Annotated in this window: 15 protein-coding genes; 1 reads left to right on the top strand and 14 read right to left on the bottom strand. The window is 71.6% G+C overall.

Going from position 1 to position 14,814, the window contains the following annotated elements; all coding sequences use genetic code 11:
• Window positions 1-18 precede the first annotated feature (18 nt).
• The 12 genes from nuoK to CFP66_RS19935 form a co-directional block, all read right to left on the bottom strand.
• Window positions 19-318: an NADH-quinone oxidoreductase subunit NuoK gene (gene nuoK / locus CFP66_RS19990; protein WP_075953419.1), complete on the bottom strand. Its 300-nt coding sequence runs from the start codon at window positions 316-318 to the stop codon at window positions 19-21.
• Complete coding sequence (locus CFP66_RS19985; RefSeq protein WP_094926498.1) at window positions 315-1,169, bottom strand: NADH-quinone oxidoreductase subunit J; 855 nt, start codon at window positions 1,167-1,169, stop codon at window positions 315-317. Before CFP66_RS19985 ends, nuoK begins: the two co-directional genes overlap by 4 nt.
• The gene (gene nuoI / locus CFP66_RS19980) at window positions 1,166-1,723 is read right to left on the bottom strand and encodes an NADH-quinone oxidoreductase subunit NuoI (protein ID WP_094926496.1); all 558 of its coding nucleotides are present in this window, start codon (window positions 1,721-1,723) and stop codon (window positions 1,166-1,168) included. Before nuoI ends, CFP66_RS19985 begins: the two co-directional genes overlap by 4 nt.
• Window positions 1,724-3,004 carry an NADH-quinone oxidoreductase subunit NuoH gene (nuoH, locus tag CFP66_RS19975; RefSeq protein ID WP_094926831.1) on the bottom strand — a complete coding sequence of 427 codons (1,281 nt, stop codon included), beginning with the start codon at window positions 3,002-3,004 and terminating at the stop codon, window positions 1,724-1,726.
• Window positions 3,005-3,030: 26 nt separating this feature from the next.
• Window positions 3,031-5,484: an NADH-quinone oxidoreductase subunit G gene (locus CFP66_RS19970; RefSeq protein WP_094926494.1), complete on the bottom strand. Its 2,454-nt coding sequence runs from the start codon at window positions 5,482-5,484 to the stop codon at window positions 3,031-3,033.
• The gene (gene nuoF, locus CFP66_RS19965; RefSeq protein WP_094926829.1) at window positions 5,481-6,797 is read right to left on the bottom strand and encodes an NADH-quinone oxidoreductase subunit NuoF; all 1,317 of its coding nucleotides are present in this window, start codon (window positions 6,795-6,797) and stop codon (window positions 5,481-5,483) included. Before nuoF ends, CFP66_RS19970 begins: the two co-directional genes overlap by 4 nt.
• Window positions 6,797-7,597 carry an NADH-quinone oxidoreductase subunit NuoE gene (gene nuoE / locus CFP66_RS19960; protein WP_094926491.1) on the bottom strand — a complete coding sequence of 267 codons (801 nt, stop codon included), beginning with the start codon at window positions 7,595-7,597 and terminating at the stop codon, window positions 6,797-6,799. Before nuoE ends, nuoF begins: the two co-directional genes overlap by 1 nt.
• Window positions 7,594-8,910 (bottom strand): NADH-quinone oxidoreductase subunit D, encoded by a 1,317-nt coding sequence (locus CFP66_RS19955; protein WP_094926490.1) that lies wholly within the window; start codon window positions 8,908-8,910, stop codon window positions 7,594-7,596. Before CFP66_RS19955 ends, nuoE begins: the two co-directional genes overlap by 4 nt.
• Window positions 8,907-9,782: an NADH-quinone oxidoreductase subunit C gene (locus CFP66_RS19950; RefSeq protein WP_233159564.1), complete on the bottom strand. Its 876-nt coding sequence runs from the start codon at window positions 9,780-9,782 to the stop codon at window positions 8,907-8,909. The genes CFP66_RS19955 and CFP66_RS19950 overlap by 4 nt, the downstream gene beginning before the upstream one ends.
• 6 nt (window positions 9,783-9,788) lie before the next feature.
• A complete protein-coding gene (locus CFP66_RS19945; RefSeq protein ID WP_094926488.1) occupies window positions 9,789-10,337 on the bottom strand; it encodes an NADH-quinone oxidoreductase subunit B family protein in 549 nt (182 codons plus the stop codon).
• A 1-nt stretch (window position 10,338) separates the two neighbouring features.
• Complete coding sequence (locus CFP66_RS19940; protein WP_094926486.1) at window positions 10,339-10,704, bottom strand: NADH-quinone oxidoreductase subunit A; 366 nt, start codon at window positions 10,702-10,704, stop codon at window positions 10,339-10,341.
• A 101-nt stretch (window positions 10,705-10,805) separates the two neighbouring features.
• Window positions 10,806-12,098, bottom strand: coding sequence for a geranylgeranyl reductase family protein (locus tag CFP66_RS19935; RefSeq protein WP_094926484.1), 1,293 nt, complete (start codon window positions 12,096-12,098; stop codon window positions 10,806-10,808).
• Between the two features lie 85 nt (window positions 12,099-12,183).
• Here CFP66_RS19935 and CFP66_RS19930 point away from each other — a divergent pair, with 85 nt between their 5' ends.
• Window positions 12,184-12,822, top strand: coding sequence for a GNAT family N-acetyltransferase (locus CFP66_RS19930; protein WP_094926828.1), 639 nt, complete (start codon window positions 12,184-12,186; stop codon window positions 12,820-12,822).
• Between the two features lie 133 nt (window positions 12,823-12,955).
• Here the strand turns inward: CFP66_RS19930 and CFP66_RS19925 are convergent, their stop codons facing one another.
• Together CFP66_RS19925 and CFP66_RS19920 are read right to left on the bottom strand one after the other, a co-directional pair.
• Window positions 12,956-13,642, bottom strand: a complete 687-nt coding sequence (locus tag CFP66_RS19925; RefSeq protein WP_094926827.1) for a demethylmenaquinone methyltransferase — start codon at window positions 13,640-13,642, stop codon at window positions 12,956-12,958.
• A 65-nt stretch (window positions 13,643-13,707) separates the two neighbouring features.
• Window positions 13,708-14,814: a glycosyltransferase gene (locus tag CFP66_RS19920; protein WP_094926482.1), complete on the bottom strand. Its 1,107-nt coding sequence runs from the start codon at window positions 14,812-14,814 to the stop codon at window positions 13,708-13,710.

The raw sequence follows: 14,814 nt of genomic DNA, 5'->3' as shown, positions 1-14,814 counted from the left end.
GGGAGCACTCCTTGTAGGTCAGTACTTGAGCAGGTTCGCGTCGTCGACCGACGCCGTCCTGCGGGTACGGAAGATCGACATGATGATCGCGAGGCCGACGACGACCTCTGCCGCGGCCACCACCATCACGAAGAACGCCATGACCTGGCCGTCGAGCTCGCCGTTGATCCGGGCGAACGTGACGAGCGAGAGGTTCACCGCGTTGAGCATCAGCTCGATGCACATGAACACGACGATCGCGTTGCGCCGCACCAGCACGCCGACGGCGCCGATGGAGAACAACAGCGCCGAGAGCAGCAGGTAGTAGGTGGGGGTCACCGGTGGTCCTCGTGGGTGTCGTCGTCGAGGGTCTCCCCGGCGGTGGCCGTACCGCCGGTGAGCGCGCGCGCGTCCGTCCGGGGCTCGTCCTCGACCTCGCGTACCGGCGTGGCGTCGAGGATGGCCGAGATCGACTCCGGGGCGATCGACCCATCGGGCAACACGGCCGGGACGGCGACCGAGTTGCCGGTGGCGAAGACGCCGGGGCCGGGCAACGGGGAGATCCGGTCGTGCTCGCCGCGCAGGCGCGCCTCCACGGTGGCCCGCTGGCCACGCTTGGCGTGCCCCTTGCTCTGGGCGTAGGCGAGCACCATCGCGCCGAGCGCCGCCGTGATCAGCAGCGCCGAGGTGAGCTCGAACGCGAACAGGTAGTCGGTGAAGATCAGCGTCCCGAGCCCGGTGACGTTGGCGCTCGAGCCCGCACCCCCCGCGGCCAGACCGACCGGGGTGACCGCGGTGAGCGAGCGCCCGACGGTGGCCACCAGCAGCACGGCCAGCCCGACACCGAGCGCCAGCGCAGCGAGCCGCTGGCCGCGCAGCACCTCGACCACCGAGTCGGAGCTGTCCCGGCCCACCAGCATCAGCACGAACAGGAACAGCATCATGATCGCGCCGGTGTAGACGATGATCTGCACGAAGCCGAGGAACGGCGCCTGCTGGACGATGTAGAGCACCGCCAGGCACAGCATCGTGCCCACCAGCGCGAGCGCCGAGTGCACCGCGTTGCGGGCGAACACCATGCCGAGCGCGCCGAGCAGGGCGAGCGGGCCGATGATCCAGAAGACGACGGCCTCACCGGTGCTGACGACGTCCGGCGCCGGCGCGGCCTGGGCGAGGAGATCGAGAGTCACTTGACCTGCTCCCCCACCGGGTCGTTCTCGTCACGCTCGCCGGCAGCCGCCTTGAGCGAGAGCACCGGCCCCTGCACGTAGTAGTCCTGCTCGTTGTCACCGAGTCGCATCGGGTGCGGCGGCTGCTCCATACCCGGCAGCAGCGGCGCCATCAGCTGCTCCTTGGTGTAGATCAGGTCCTGCCGGTTGTCGTCGGCCATCTCGTAGAAGTTGGTCATCGTGAGCGACCGGGTGGGGCAGGCCTCGATGCACAGGCCGCAGCCGATGCAGCGCAGGTAGTTGATCTGGTAGATCGCGCCGTAGCGCTCACCGGGCGAGAAGCGGGCCTCCTCGGTGTTGTCCCCGCCCTCGACGTAGATCGCGTCGGCCGGGCAGGCCCAGGCGCACAGCTCGCAGCCCACGCACTTCTCCAGCCCGTCCGGGTGGCGGTTGAGCTGGTGACGCCCGTGCCAGCGCGGTGCGGCCGGCGGGAAGTCCTCGGGGTACTCCTCGGTGACGACCTTCTTGAACATCGTCCCGAAGGTGACGCCGAAGCCCTTGAAGAAGTCGAACATCTACTCGGTCTCCTTCCCGCTGAGGGCGGGCGTCCGCGGCTCCTCGGCGCTCTCCGCCAGCCGGGAGCGCAGCTTGTGCCGGGAGGGGGTGGGCACGGCCAGGTCCAGTGGTGGCACCGGGTAGTCCGAGGCGAGCTCCACCGGCGCCGGGCCCTCCACCTTGCGGTCGGGCACCAGGAACGCCACCAGCAGTACCACCGCCAGCGCGATCCCCAGGCCGATCAGCAACGCGCTGACGTCGCCACCGGTGGAACGCCAGGTGCGGATCGCGAAGATCGCCAGGATCCACAGCAGGCTGCCCGGTACCAGTACCTTCCAGCCCAGGCGCATGAACTGGTCGTAACGCATCCGCGGCAGCGTGCCGCGCAACCAGATGAACATGAACAGGAAGATCAGCGTCTTGATCAGGAAGGCCACCATCTGCAGCCACCCGTTGCTGTTCAGGAACGACAGCGGCCACGGCCACTGCCCGCCGCCCAGGAAGAGCGTGGTGGCCATCGCGGAGACCGTGACCATGTTGACGTACTCGGCGAGGAAGAACAGCGCGAACTTCAGCGACGAGTACTCGGTGTGGAACCCGCCCACCAGCTCCGACTCCGCCTCCGGCAGGTCGAACGGCGCGCGGTTGGTCTCCCCGACCATCGCGATCACGAAGACCACGAAGCTCGGTGCCAGCAGCAGCAGGTACCAGCCGCTCGCCTGCGCGGCCACGATGTCGGCGGTGGACAGGGACCCCGCGTAGAGGATCACACCCACGATCGACAGGCCCAGCGCGATCTCGTAGGAGATCACCTGCGCCGCGCTGCGCAGCGCCGCCAGCAGCGGGTACGGCGAGCCCGACGCCCAGCCGCCCAGCACGATCCCGTAGACGCCGATCGAGGAGCAGGCCAACACCACCAGCACGCCGACCGGCAGGTCCACCAGCTGCAGCACCGTGGGCTCGCCGAAGATCGAGACCTCGCCGCCGAACGGGATCACCGAGAACGCCACGAAGGCCGGGATCGTGGAGATGACCGGGGCGATGAAGTACACCCGCTTGTCGGCCATCGTCGGCATGATGTCTTCCTTGAAGGCGAGCTTGAGCCCGTCTGCCAAGGACTGCAGCCAGCCGCCGGGGCCGGTGCGGTTGGGGCCCGGACGCTGCTGCATCCGGCCCACCACCTTGCGCTCCCAGTTGATCATGAAGAGCGTGAGCACCACGCCGATCGCGAACAGCGCCACGACCTTCAGGATCACCAGCCAGAGCGGGTCGTCGGCCAGCAGCTCCTGCGTGCGGGTCATCCCCTCGGGAGCCTGCGCCAACAGGTTCATGCCGTCACCCCCACCACGTCGCCGTGCCCGGCGCCGAGGACGCTCCGGACCCGCGAGTCACCCGAGTTGCCCGGCAGCCACACGACGCCGTCGGGCAGGTCGGCCAGCGCCACCGGCAGCGTGATCGCGCCCCGGTCGGTGCGCACCGTGGCCGGCGCGCCCTCCGTGACGCCCAGCCGCTCGGCCGTGGCCGCGTTCACCCGGACGTACGCCGAGCGGGCCGTGCCGGCCAGTGCCGGCTCGCCCGTCGCGAGCGTCGACTCGTCGATCAGCTGGCGCCAGGTCGCGAGCACGGCCTGCCCGAACCCGGGCCGCAGCGGCTCGGTGGCCGGCACCGACGGAGCGGCCGGTGCGGCACCCGTCCGGTTGCCGAGCCGGTCCAGCTCGCCCCCGGCGGCCGCCGGCGTCTGCGTGAACAGGTCGATGTCCATCTCGACGGCGAGCGTGTCGAGCACGCGGCAGTCCGGGAGCACACCGCTGGCGTCCAGGGCCGGGCCGAACGCGCGCCGGCGCCCCTCCCAGTTGAGGTAGCTCCCGGCCCGCTGGACGTCCGGCGCCACCGGCAGCACCACGTCGGCGAGCTCGGTGACCACCGAGGTGTGCAGCTCGAGACTCACCAGGAACCCGACCTCGCGCAGGGCGGCCAGGGCGGCCGCCGGGTCGGCGAGGTCGTTCGGGTCGACGCCACCGACGACCAGCGCCGCCAGCTCGCCGGTGGCGGCGGCGGTGAGGATCTCGTCGGTGTCGCGGCCCGGGGTGGTGGGCAGCGCGCCGGCCGCGAGGCCCCACGTCTGCTCCACCTCGGCGCGGGCGGCGGCGTCGGCCACCGGGCGGCCACCGGGCAGCAGCGTGGGCACGGCACCCGCATCGAGCGCGCCGCGGTCGCCCGCGCGCCGCGGCACCCAGCCGATCGCGGCACCGGTGCGCGCCCCGAGGGCGGCCACGGCCGAGTACAGGCCGGGGACCTCGGCGGCACGCTCGCCGACGAGGACGACGCCCCCGCCGGTGAGGGCCTCGAGGACGTCGGCCGGCAGGTCGGCCAGGACCGCGGCCTCGGCGCCGGGCACCGCCGGGATGAGGTTGTCCTTCGCTGCCGGGGACGCGGCGCCGGTGTCGCGCGAGGTGCGCTCGACCGCCGGGGTGGTCCACTGGCCGAGGTGGAACACGCGCTGGCCGTGCTTGCGGGCCGCCTTGCGCAGCCGCAGGTAGACGACCGGCGCCTCCTCCTCGGGCTCCAGCGCCACGCAGAGCACCGCGGGCGCCGCCTCGAGGCGGGTGTAGCTGAGGGTCTCGGGGCCCTTCCCGACCACGTGCGAGGCCAGGAAGTCCAGCTCCTCCGCCGAGTGGGCGCGAGCCCGGAAGTCGACGTCGTTGGTGCCTGCGGCGACGCGCGCGAACTTGCCGTACGCGTAGGCGTCCTCCACGGTCAGCCGCCCGCCCGCGAGCACCCCGATCCCCTGCTCACGTGCGGCGAGCAGGCCCTGCGCGGCGACCGACAGGGCCTCGGTCCACGAGGTCTCCTCCAGCTCGCCGCCCGCGCCGCGGATCATCGGCCGGGTGATGCGCCCCTTCGAGGAGAGGTAGCGGAACGCGAAGCGGGTCTTGTCGTCGATCCACTCCTCGTTGACCTCGGGGTCGTTGCCCGACAGGCGGCGCATGACCGTGCCGCGACGGGTGTCGATGCGCAGCGCGGCGCCGCTCGAGGTGTGCTCGTCGACGCCGGGCGTGGACACCAGGTCGAACGGGCGCGAGCGGAACCGGTAGGCGGCGCTGGTGAGCGCACCCACCGGGCAGATCTGGATGGTGTTGCCGGAGAAGTAGCTCTGGAACGGCTTGTCCTGGGCCACCCCGACCTGCTGGTTCGAGCCGCGCTCCAGCAGGTCGATGAACGGGTCGCCGCCGATCTCCTCGGAGAAGCGGGTGCAGCGCTGGCACAGGACGCAGCGCTCGCGGTCCAGCAGGACCTGCGACGAGATCGGGAGCGGCTTCTCGAAGACCCGCTTCGTCTCGATGAACCGGGAGTCCGTGCGCCCGGTGCTCATCGCCTGGTTCTGCAGGGGGCACTCGCCGCCCTTGTCGCAGATGGGGCAGTCGAGGGGGTGATTGATGAGCAGGAGCTCCATCACCCCCTCCTGGGCCTTCTTGGCCACCGGGGAGGAGTGCTGGGTCTTGACGACCATGCCGTCCGCCACCGTCATGGTGCAGCTGGCCTGCGGCTTCGGCATCGGCCGGCCGCCCATCTCCACCTCGACCAGGCACTGCCGGCAGGCACCTGCGGGGTCGAGCAGCGGGTGGTCGCAGAACCGCGGCACGATGATCCCGAGCCGCTCGCAGGCGCGGATCAGCAGCTCCCCCTTGGGCGCTTCCACCTCCTGCCCGTCGATAGTGAGGCGCACGTACCCCTCCGGCACGGGGCGCGCCTCCTTCTTCTCCTCAGGGGCGATCGTCATGCCTGGGCTCCAACCAGATCGTCCAGCTGCTCCGGACGTCCCACCGCGGGCTGCTCCGCGATGAGGTCCAGGAACTCCTGGCGGAAGTACTTGATGGCGCTCGTGATCGGGCTGGTGGCGCCGTCACCGAGGGCGCAGAACGAGCGGCCGAGGATGTTGTCGCAGACGTCGAGCATCGTCTCGACGTCCGCCTCGGTGCCCTCGCCGTGCACCATCCGCTCGAGGATCTGCACCAGCCAGTACGTGCCTTCGCGGCAGGGCGTGCACTTGCCGCACGACTCGTGCTTGTAGAACTCGGTCCACTTCATGACCGCCCACGGCACCGACACGGTCTCGTTGAAGACCTGCACGGCCGTGGTGCCGAGCATCGAGCCGGCGGCCGCGGCACCCTCGAAGTCCAGCGGCACGTCGAGGTGCTCCGCGGTGAAGATCGGGGTGGACGAGCCGCCCGGCGTCCAGAACTTGAGCGGGACCCCGCCCTTCATGCCGCCGGCCAGTTCGAGCAGCTGGCGCAGCGTGATGCCCAGCGGTGCCTCGTACTGGCCGGGCCGCTCGACGTGTCCCGACACCGAGTAGATCTTCGGCCCGGGGCTCTTCTCGGAGCCCATCGACCGGAACCAGTCGCTGCCGCCCATCACGATCGCGGGAACCGAGGCGATGGTCTCCACGTTGTTCACCACAGTCGGCGAGGCGTAGAGCCCCGACGTGGCCGGGAAGGGAGGCTTGAGGCGAGGTTGACCGCGACGACCCTCGAGCGAGTCGAGCAGCGCCGTCTCCTCGCCGCAGATGTAGGCACCCGCACCGGCGTGCACCACGATGTCGAGGTCGAAGCCCGAGCCCAGGACGTCCTTGCCGAGGTAGCCCTTGGCGTAGGCCTCCTCGACTGCCCGGCGCACGCGGCGGATGCAGTGCAGGGCCTCACCGCGCACGTAGATCGCGCAGAAGTTCGCGCGGATCGCGTAGCTGGTGATGATGCAGCCCTCCACCAGGGAGTGCGGGTCGGCCATCATCGTGGGGATGTCCTTGCAGGTACCCGGCTCGCCCTCGTCGGCGTTGATCACCAGGTACTTGGGCTTGGCCCCCGGGCCGGTGGCGCCCTGCGGGATGAAGCTCCACTTCATGCCCGTGGGGAAGCCCGCGCCGCCGCGGCCGCGCAGCCCGGAGTCCTTCACCAGCTGGATGAGCTGGTCGGGGTGGGCGGTGAGCGCGTGGCGCAGGGCCTGGTAGCCCTCCAGCTGCTCGTAGGTGTCGATCGACCACGAGCGCGGCGACTGCCAGCGCCTCGTGAGCACCGGCGTGAGTTGGTCCACCATCACTTCTTCTCCGGCAGTGCGGGAAACGCGGGCGGGTTGTCGGGCATCGACGGGGCCGTCCAGCCACGCTCGGAGGCCAGCAGCGCGCCGCGCACCGACTCCGGCGCGATCGACGGCCCCTCGGCGCTCGTGGGCAGGTCGGGGAAGATCCCGGCGAGCTCCAGCTCCACCGTGCGGAAGTCGGTGAGCGGTGCACCGCGGGTGGGGGCCGGCTTCTCGCCCCGCGCCAATGCGTCCACCAGTGCCTCCGCCGACTCCGGCGTCTGGTTGTCGTAGTACTCGTAGTTGACCTGCAGCACCGGCCCGAGGTCGCAGGCCGCGAGGCACTCGGCGTGCTCGAGCGTGAGCGAGCCTTCCGCGCCGGGCTCGCCCGCGGTGCCCTCGTGCCCGACCCCGAGCTTCTCCTGCAGGCGCGCGTAGATGTCGTCGCCGCCCAAGGTGGCGCACAGCGTGTTGGTGCAGACGCTCACGAGGTGCTGGCCGCACGGCGTGCGCTTGTACATCGTGTAGAAGGTGGCGACCGCCGAGACCTCGGCGGTGGTCAGCTCCAGCGCCTCGGCGCAGTACCGGATGCCGTCCTGGCTGACGTGGCCCTCCACCGACTGCACCAGGTGCAGCAGCGGGAGCAGCGCCGAGCGCGACTGCGGGTACTGCGCGATGATCTCCTTGGTGCGCTGCCGGGTGACCTCGTCGAAGATCGGCGAGACCGGCCCGCCCTCGGAGACGACCGGCTCGAACTGCACCTCTTCCGGCCCGGTGATCGGGCCGTAGGACTCCGGCGTGCCTTCTGGCAGGGTCACCGGTCCACACCTCCCATGACGGGGTCGATCGAGGCGACGGCCGCGATGACGTCGGCGACCATGCCGCCCTCGCTCATCGCGGGCATCGTCTGCAGGTTCACGAAGCTGGGGTCGCGCACGTGCACGCGCACCGGGCGGGTGCCTCCGTCGGACACCAGGTGGTAGCCCAGCTCCCCGCGCGGCGACTCGATCGCCGTGTAGGCCTGACCGGCCGGCACCGAGAAGCCCTCGGTGACCAGCTTGAAGTGGTGGATCAGCGACTCCATCGACTGACCCATGATCTTGCGGACGTGCTCGAGGCTGTTGCCCATGCCGTCGGACGCCACGGACAGCTGCGCGGGCCAGGCGATCTTGCGGTCCTGGACCATCACCGGGCCCGGCTCCATCTTGGCCACGGCCTGTTCGATGATCTTGAGCGACTCGTGCATCTCCGCGACGCGCAGCCGGTAGCGGGCGTAGCAGTCGGCCTCGGTGGCCACCGGGACCTCGAAGTCGTACTCCTCGTAGCCGCAGTACGGCTCGATCTTGCGCAGGTCCCACGCCAGGCCCGCGGAACGCAGGATCGGGCCGGTGGCGCCGAGCGCGAGGCAGCCGTCCACCGGCAGGTAGCCGACACCCTCGAGACGCTGGCGCCAGATCGGCTGGCCGGTGAGCAGGTTGTCGTAGTCCGGCAAGCGCTTGCGCATCAGCGCGACGAACTCGGTGACCTTCTCCGCCCAGCCCTCCGGGAGGTCCTGGGCCAGCCCGCCGGGCCGGACGAACGCGTGGTTCATGCGCAGACCGGTGAGGAACTCGAGCAGGTGCAGCACCTCCTCGCGCTCGCGGAACCCGGCCGTCATGCCGGTGAGCGCGCCGAGCTCCATGCCGCCGGTGGCGAGACAGACCAGGTGCGAGCCGATGCGGTTGATCTCCATCAGCAGCACCCGGGCCACCGTGGCGCGCTGCGGCACCTCCGCCCCGAGCAGCTTCTCCACCGCGAGGCAGTAGCCGACCTCGTTGAAGATCGGCGCCAGGTAGTCCATGCGCGTCACGAACGTGACGCCCTGGGTCCAGGTGCGGTACTCGCAGTTCTTCTCGATGCCGGTGTGCAGGTAGCCGATCACCGAGCGGGCCTGCTGCACCGTCTCGCCCTCGAGCTCCAGCACCAGGCGCAGCACGCCGTGCGTGGACGGGTGCTGCGGACCCATGTTGATGACGATGCGGTCGTCGTGCTCCTCGTCGAGGAGCGTGTCCCAGTCGCCACCGGTGACCGTGTAGACGGTGCCCTCGGTGGTCTCCCTGCTCGAAGCCGGGGAGTAGGCGTCCTGACTCATGTGTATGCCCGCCTCTGGTCGGGCGGAGGGATCTCCGCGCCCTTGTACTCCACCGGGATGCCGCCGAGGGGGTAGTCCTTGCGCTGCGGGTGGCCGTCCCAGTCGTCCGGCATGAGGATCCGGGTGAGCGCCGGGTGGCCGTCGAAGACGATCCCGAACATGTCCCAGGCCTCGCGCTCCTGCCAGTCGGCCGTGGGGTAGACCTCCACGACGCTCGGCACGTGCGCGTCGTCGACGTCCACGGCCACCTCGAGGCGGATCCGGCGGCGGAAGGTCATCGACGTCAGGTGGTAGACGACGTGCAACCGCTGCGGCACGCCCTCCCCGTAGTCGACGCCGGAGACCGAGGAGCACAGCTCGAAGCGCAGGTACTCCTCGTCGCGCAGGGTGCGGCAGAGCTCGAGGATCCGCTCCCGCTGCACGTAGAACGTGATCTCGCCGCGGTCGATCGTGATCTGCTGCACCGCGCCGCGCGGGATGCCGCGTTCGGCCATCGCGTCGGCGAGGTCGTCGGCGAACTCGTCGAACCAGCCGCCGAAGGGCCGCTCGGCCGGGGCCGGCACGTGGCCCGGCAGCCGCAGGCCGCCGAAGCCGGAGGTGTCGCCCGAGCCGGAGACGCCGAACATGCCGCGGCGGTCGCGGGTGGGCGCGATGCGGGTGCCGCCCTCCGGCGTGCCCTGCTCGTCGCCGTCGGTGTCGGAAGGCGCGTCGATCGGCGCGTCGGTCTGCTCGACCTCGCCGCCCTTGGCGTCCTGCGCGCCGCGGGCCCGCTGCTCGGCGGCGTCGGGCCCGCTCTGCTGCGCGGAGGATCCCGCGGTGCCGGTGGCCGGCGCGGGGTCGGTGTTCTCAGCGCCGTTGTTCTGGTCAGGCATGATCCGTCACTTCTTCGCGTACTTGATCGAGGACGGGACCAGCTCGGTCTTGTGGCCGCTCTCGGCCAGCTCGGCAGCCCGTGCGGATCCGAGCGGCTCGTCCATGATCTTGGCGTGGATCTTGAGGATCGCGTCCATCAGCATCTCCGGCCGGGGCGGGCAGCCGGGCAGGTACATGTCGACCGGCACCACGTGGTCGACGCCCTGGACGATCGCGTAGTTGTTGAACATCCCGCCCGACGAGGCGCAGACGCCCATCGCGAGCACCCAACGGGGCTCGGGCATCTGGTCGTAGATCTGGCGCAGGACGGGCGCCATCTTGTTGCTCACCCGGCCGGCGACGATCATCAGGTCGGCCTGGCGCGGCGAGGCGCGGAAGACCTCCATCCCGAAGCGGGCGAGGTCGTAGCGGGGCGCGCCGGTGGTCATCATCTCGATGGCGCAGCAGGCGAGCCCGAACGTGGCGGGCCACAGCGACGACTTGCGCGTCCAGTTGACCAGCTTCTCGACGCTGGTCAGCAGTACGCCGCTGGGCAGGTTCTCTTCGAGACCCATCTCAGTTCCAATCCAGCCCGCCGCGCCGCCACACGTAGATGTAGGCGAAGCCGACCGTGACGATGAACAGCACGATCTCCACCAGCCCGAACAGGCCCAGCGCGTTGGCGCTCACCGCGAACGGGTAGAGGAAGACCATCTCGATGTCGAACAGGATGAACAGCATCGCCGTGAGGTAGTAGGCGACCGGCATCCGGCCGCCGCCCACGACGGGCTGGGGCGAGGGCTCGATGCCGCACTCGTAGGCGTCGAGCTTGGCCCGGTTGTAGCGGCGCGGGCCGACGTACGGCGCAGCCGTCACCGAGAACAGGGCGAACGCACCTGCCAGGGCGAACAGCAGCACCAGCGGGAGGTAGGGGTCGAGCATCCGTTCTGCCCTCGTCAGTCGTCGTCTCGTGAATCGCGCTATTTGATTCCGCCGGGACCTTAAGTCGGGCGGATAGCCCGACCGGACCCAGGCAAGCCTTACTACAGGCTCGGTGTGAGCCTGGTCATCGCGGTGATGACGCGGTCGCTGACCCCACCGTCGTGCGGGTCGTAGAGGTTGGCGAGGAGCTTGAGGATGAACCGCATGAGCGTGGTGCGCGGCAGCCCGTACTTCGTGGCCGTCGCCATGATCGTCGGGTTGCCGATCAGCTTCGAGAAGATGTTGCCGATGCGGTAGTAGCCGCCCAGCGCCTGGCTCATCGCCGCCGGGTAGCCCGCCAGCGCCGCCTCCGCGGACGAGCCGGAACGGGCGTGCGCCTGCACCGCGCAGCGCGCCGCGATCGCCGCGGACTCCATCGCGTAGGCGATGCCCTCCCCGTTGAACGGGTTGACCATCCCGCCCGCGTCGCCGACCAGCAGCAGACCGGGCCGGTAGTGCGGGATCCGGTTGAAGCCCATCGGCAGCGCGGCACCACCGACGGTGCCCACCGCGTTCTCGTCGCGGTAGCCCCACTCCTCCGGAGTGCCGTCCAGCCACGACTTCAGCAGCGCGCGGTAGTCGGTGGAGCCGTAGGCCTTGGACGTGGAGAGGATGCCCAGCCCGACGTTGGACGTGCCGTCGCCCATCCCGAAGATCCAGCCGTAGCCGGGCAGCAGCTTCGGGTTCGCCGCGTCGGAGCGGTCCCACAGCTCGAGATGGCTCTCGAGGTGGTCGTCATGGGTGCGCGGCGACTCGTAGTAGCGGCGCACGGCCACGCCCATCGGCCGGTCGTCGCGCTTGGCCATCCCGAGCGAGAGGGCCAGGCGGGCGCTCACGCCGTCGCAGGCCAGGGTGAGCGGCGCCCGGTAGGACACCGGCCGCTTCTCCTTGCCCTTGCCGACGGTGCCGCGCACGCCCACGACCCGGCCGCTGCGCTCGTCGGTGATGGCCTCGGTGACGGTGGTGTCCTCGTGCAGGCGGGCGCCCAGCTTCTCGGCGTGCCGGACGAGCAGCTCGTCGAAGTCCTGACGGGGGCGCACCGCGCCGTAGTCCGGGAAGCTCGCCAGGGTGGGCCAGGGCAGCTCCAGGGTGACGCCGCCGCCGACGACCCGCAGGCCCTTGTTGTGCAGCCAGCCGTTCTCCTGCGTGCAGTCGATGCCGAGGTCGATCAGCTGCTTCATGCCTCGCGGGGTGAAGCCGTCACCGCACACCTTGGGGCGCGGGAACGTCGACTTCTCCAGGAGCAGGACGTCGAGCCCCGCCCTTGCGAGGTATGAGGCAGCGGTGGATCCGGCGGGTCCGGCGCCGACGACGATGACGTCGGCGTCCGCTGTGGTGGGTTCGGGCGCAGCCATGCGGCTCCTTGTGAACGGATTCACGAAGTCGGGGCCGAGTCTAAACACCCTGGTCGAGTGACGTCCGGTCAGGTTGGCTGTCGTGGTGGAGATCCGGAGATTCTGCGAGGTCGACCGGCCGGCGCTGCGCGCCCTCTTCGGCCGTGCGGGCGAGGGCGCCCCGACCGCGTCGCTGTGGGGGCACGAGGAGTCCGAGGCGGCCATCTACCTCACGCCGTACATGGATCTGGAGCCGGAGTCGCTGTTCGTCGCGGTCGTGGACGGGGAACTCGTCGGCTACCTGACCGGCTCCCTCGGCACCGCGGTCCCGCCGGAGAACGCCCGGATGGAGCGCGCGATCCGCGAACACCGCCTGCTCCTGCGCCGCCGGTCCGCGGCCTTCTTCGCACGCAGCCTGCGCGACGTGGCGGGGGCGACCGTGCGCCGGCAACCGGCCGCCGGGGAGCTCCACGACCCGCGCTGGCCCGCCCACCTGCACATCAACCTGTTGCCGCAGGCCCGCGGCACCGGCGCCGCGGCCGGACTGATGGACGCGTGGTCGGCCCGGCTGCGCGAGACCGGCACCCCCGGCTGCTACCTGCAGACGCTCGTGGAGAACCGGCGTGCGACCCGCTTCTTCGAGCGCGTGGGCTTCGTCGCCCACGGCCCCGCACCCGCGGTCCCCGGCCTGCGGTACGAGGGCGGGAGGGTGCACCAGCTGACGATGGTCCGGCCGGCCGCGTGATGATCGTTGCGAGATCGACGCGACGACCAGTGATCGGTCCGAGCCGCGCGCCAGGTCGCATCGGGAGCGATGACGTGCGGCTCGCGATGGTCAACCGCTGCTGCGAGGCGGGCCGGCCCGGTGGCGCCGGGCGTCAGGCGCGGGTGGCCCGGTGCAGGGCGACGGCGCCGAAGGTGAGGTTGCGCCACGCGACGCCGGTCCAGCCGGCCTTCGTGATGCGGCGGGCGAGGTCGGGTTGCGCCGGCCAGTCCCGGATCGACTCGCCCAGGTAGGTGTAGGCCTCCGGGTTGCTCGACACCCGGCGGGCGATCGCGGGCAGCACGTGCTCCAGACCGACGTGGTAGGCCGCGCGGAAGGGCGCCACCGTCGGCCGGCTGAACTCGCAGACCACGAGCCGTCCGCCCGGCCGCGTGACGCGCGCGAGCTCGGCGAGCGCGCGGTCGGTGTCGGCGACGTTGCGAAGGCCGAACGAGATCGTCGCCGCGTCGAAGGCGCCGTCGCGGAACGGCAGGTGCAGCGCGTCGGCCGCGACCTTGGGCACGTCGCGGTGGGCGCCCGCCTGCAGCATGCCCAGCGAGAAGTCGGCGGCCACGCACCACGCCCCCGACCGGCGCAGCTCCACCGTCGAGACGACCGTGCCGGCGGCGAGGTCCAGCGCCCGCTCTCCCGGCCGCAGCCCGAGCGCCTCCCGGGTGAGCCGGCGCCACCGCCGGTCCTGCCCGGCCGACAGCACGGTGTTGGTGATGTCGTAGCGCCGCGCGACGCCGTCGAACATCGCGGCGACGTCGGTGGGGTCCTTGTCGAGGTCGGCCCGGCTCACGGACAGGACGCTACGCGGTGCGTGCGGCACGACCGTCCCGGCGGCCACCGAGCCCGCCACCGGCGTCAGGCCACGGCCAGCATCCCCAGCATCCCCGCCACCGACGCCGGCCACCCGAACTGCTCGGCCCGGGCCCGGGCCGCCGCCCGCCGGCTCCCCTCGTCGGCCGCGAGCAGCGTGGTGACGCCCGCGGCGAAGGCGTCGGGCCGGTCCAGCGCGGCGGCCCCGGACGGCCCGACGATCTCCGGCAGCGCCGAGGACGCCGAGACGACGACCGGGGTGCCGCTGGCCAGTGCCTCCAGCGCCGAGAGGCCGAACGTCTCGTGCGGGCCGGGGGCGAGGGAGACGTCGGCCGAGGCCAGCAGCGTGGCGAGCCGGGTGCGGTCGGGCACGAAGCCGAGGAAGGTGACCGGCAGCCCGCCGGCCCGCCGTTCCAGGGCGGCACGGCGCGGCCCGTCCCCCGCGACGACGAGCCGCACCCGTTGCCCGGCCGCGCGCAGGGCCGCCACCGTGTCGATGCTGCGCTCGGGGTGCTTCTCCGGGGAGAGCCGCCCGCAGTGCACGAGGAGGGTGTCGGCGCCGTCGGCGAGACCCCGGCGCACGTCCGGGTCGTGGTGCAGGGGCGAGAACGTCGCGAGGTCGACGCCGAGCGGCACCTGGGCGACGTTGCGGGCACCGATCCGATCGAACTCGGCCCGCGCGAACGACGTGGTGCACACCACGGTGTCGTAGGCGGCGGCCATGCGGGCATTGGCCGCATCGGCCACGTTCCGCGCCACCGGGCCCGGCAGCAGGAATTGCGTCAGCAGCCGGTCGAGGCGCTCGTGGGAGATCACGACGCTCGGCACGCCGCGGCGGGTGGCCCAGGCCCCGAGCCCGCGCAGGGTCAGGCGGTCGGACACCTCGATGGCGTCGGGGCGCAGCCGCTCCAGCAGCCGCTGCACCCGCCACGGGTCGACGGCCCGGTAGCCACCGGTGCCGGGCAGGCGGGGCGCCGCGATCGTGACGCGCCGGATCCCGCTGGGCAACGACTCGTCGGCGAACCGTGGGCCGGGCACCACGAGGACCACCTCGTGCCCCTGGGCCCCGTAGCCGGCGCCGAGGTGGTGCAGTGCCGTGCGCAGGCCCCCCGAGCGGGGCCCGTAGAAGTTGGCGAGCTGGACGATCCGCAC

The sequence above is a fragment of the Pseudonocardia sp. MH-G8 genome, from assembly GCF_002262885.1.
In the GTDB taxonomy this organism is placed as follows: Bacteria; Actinomycetota; Actinomycetes; order Mycobacteriales; family Pseudonocardiaceae; genus Pseudonocardia.
This window is presented reverse-complemented; position numbering and strand designations above follow the sequence as displayed.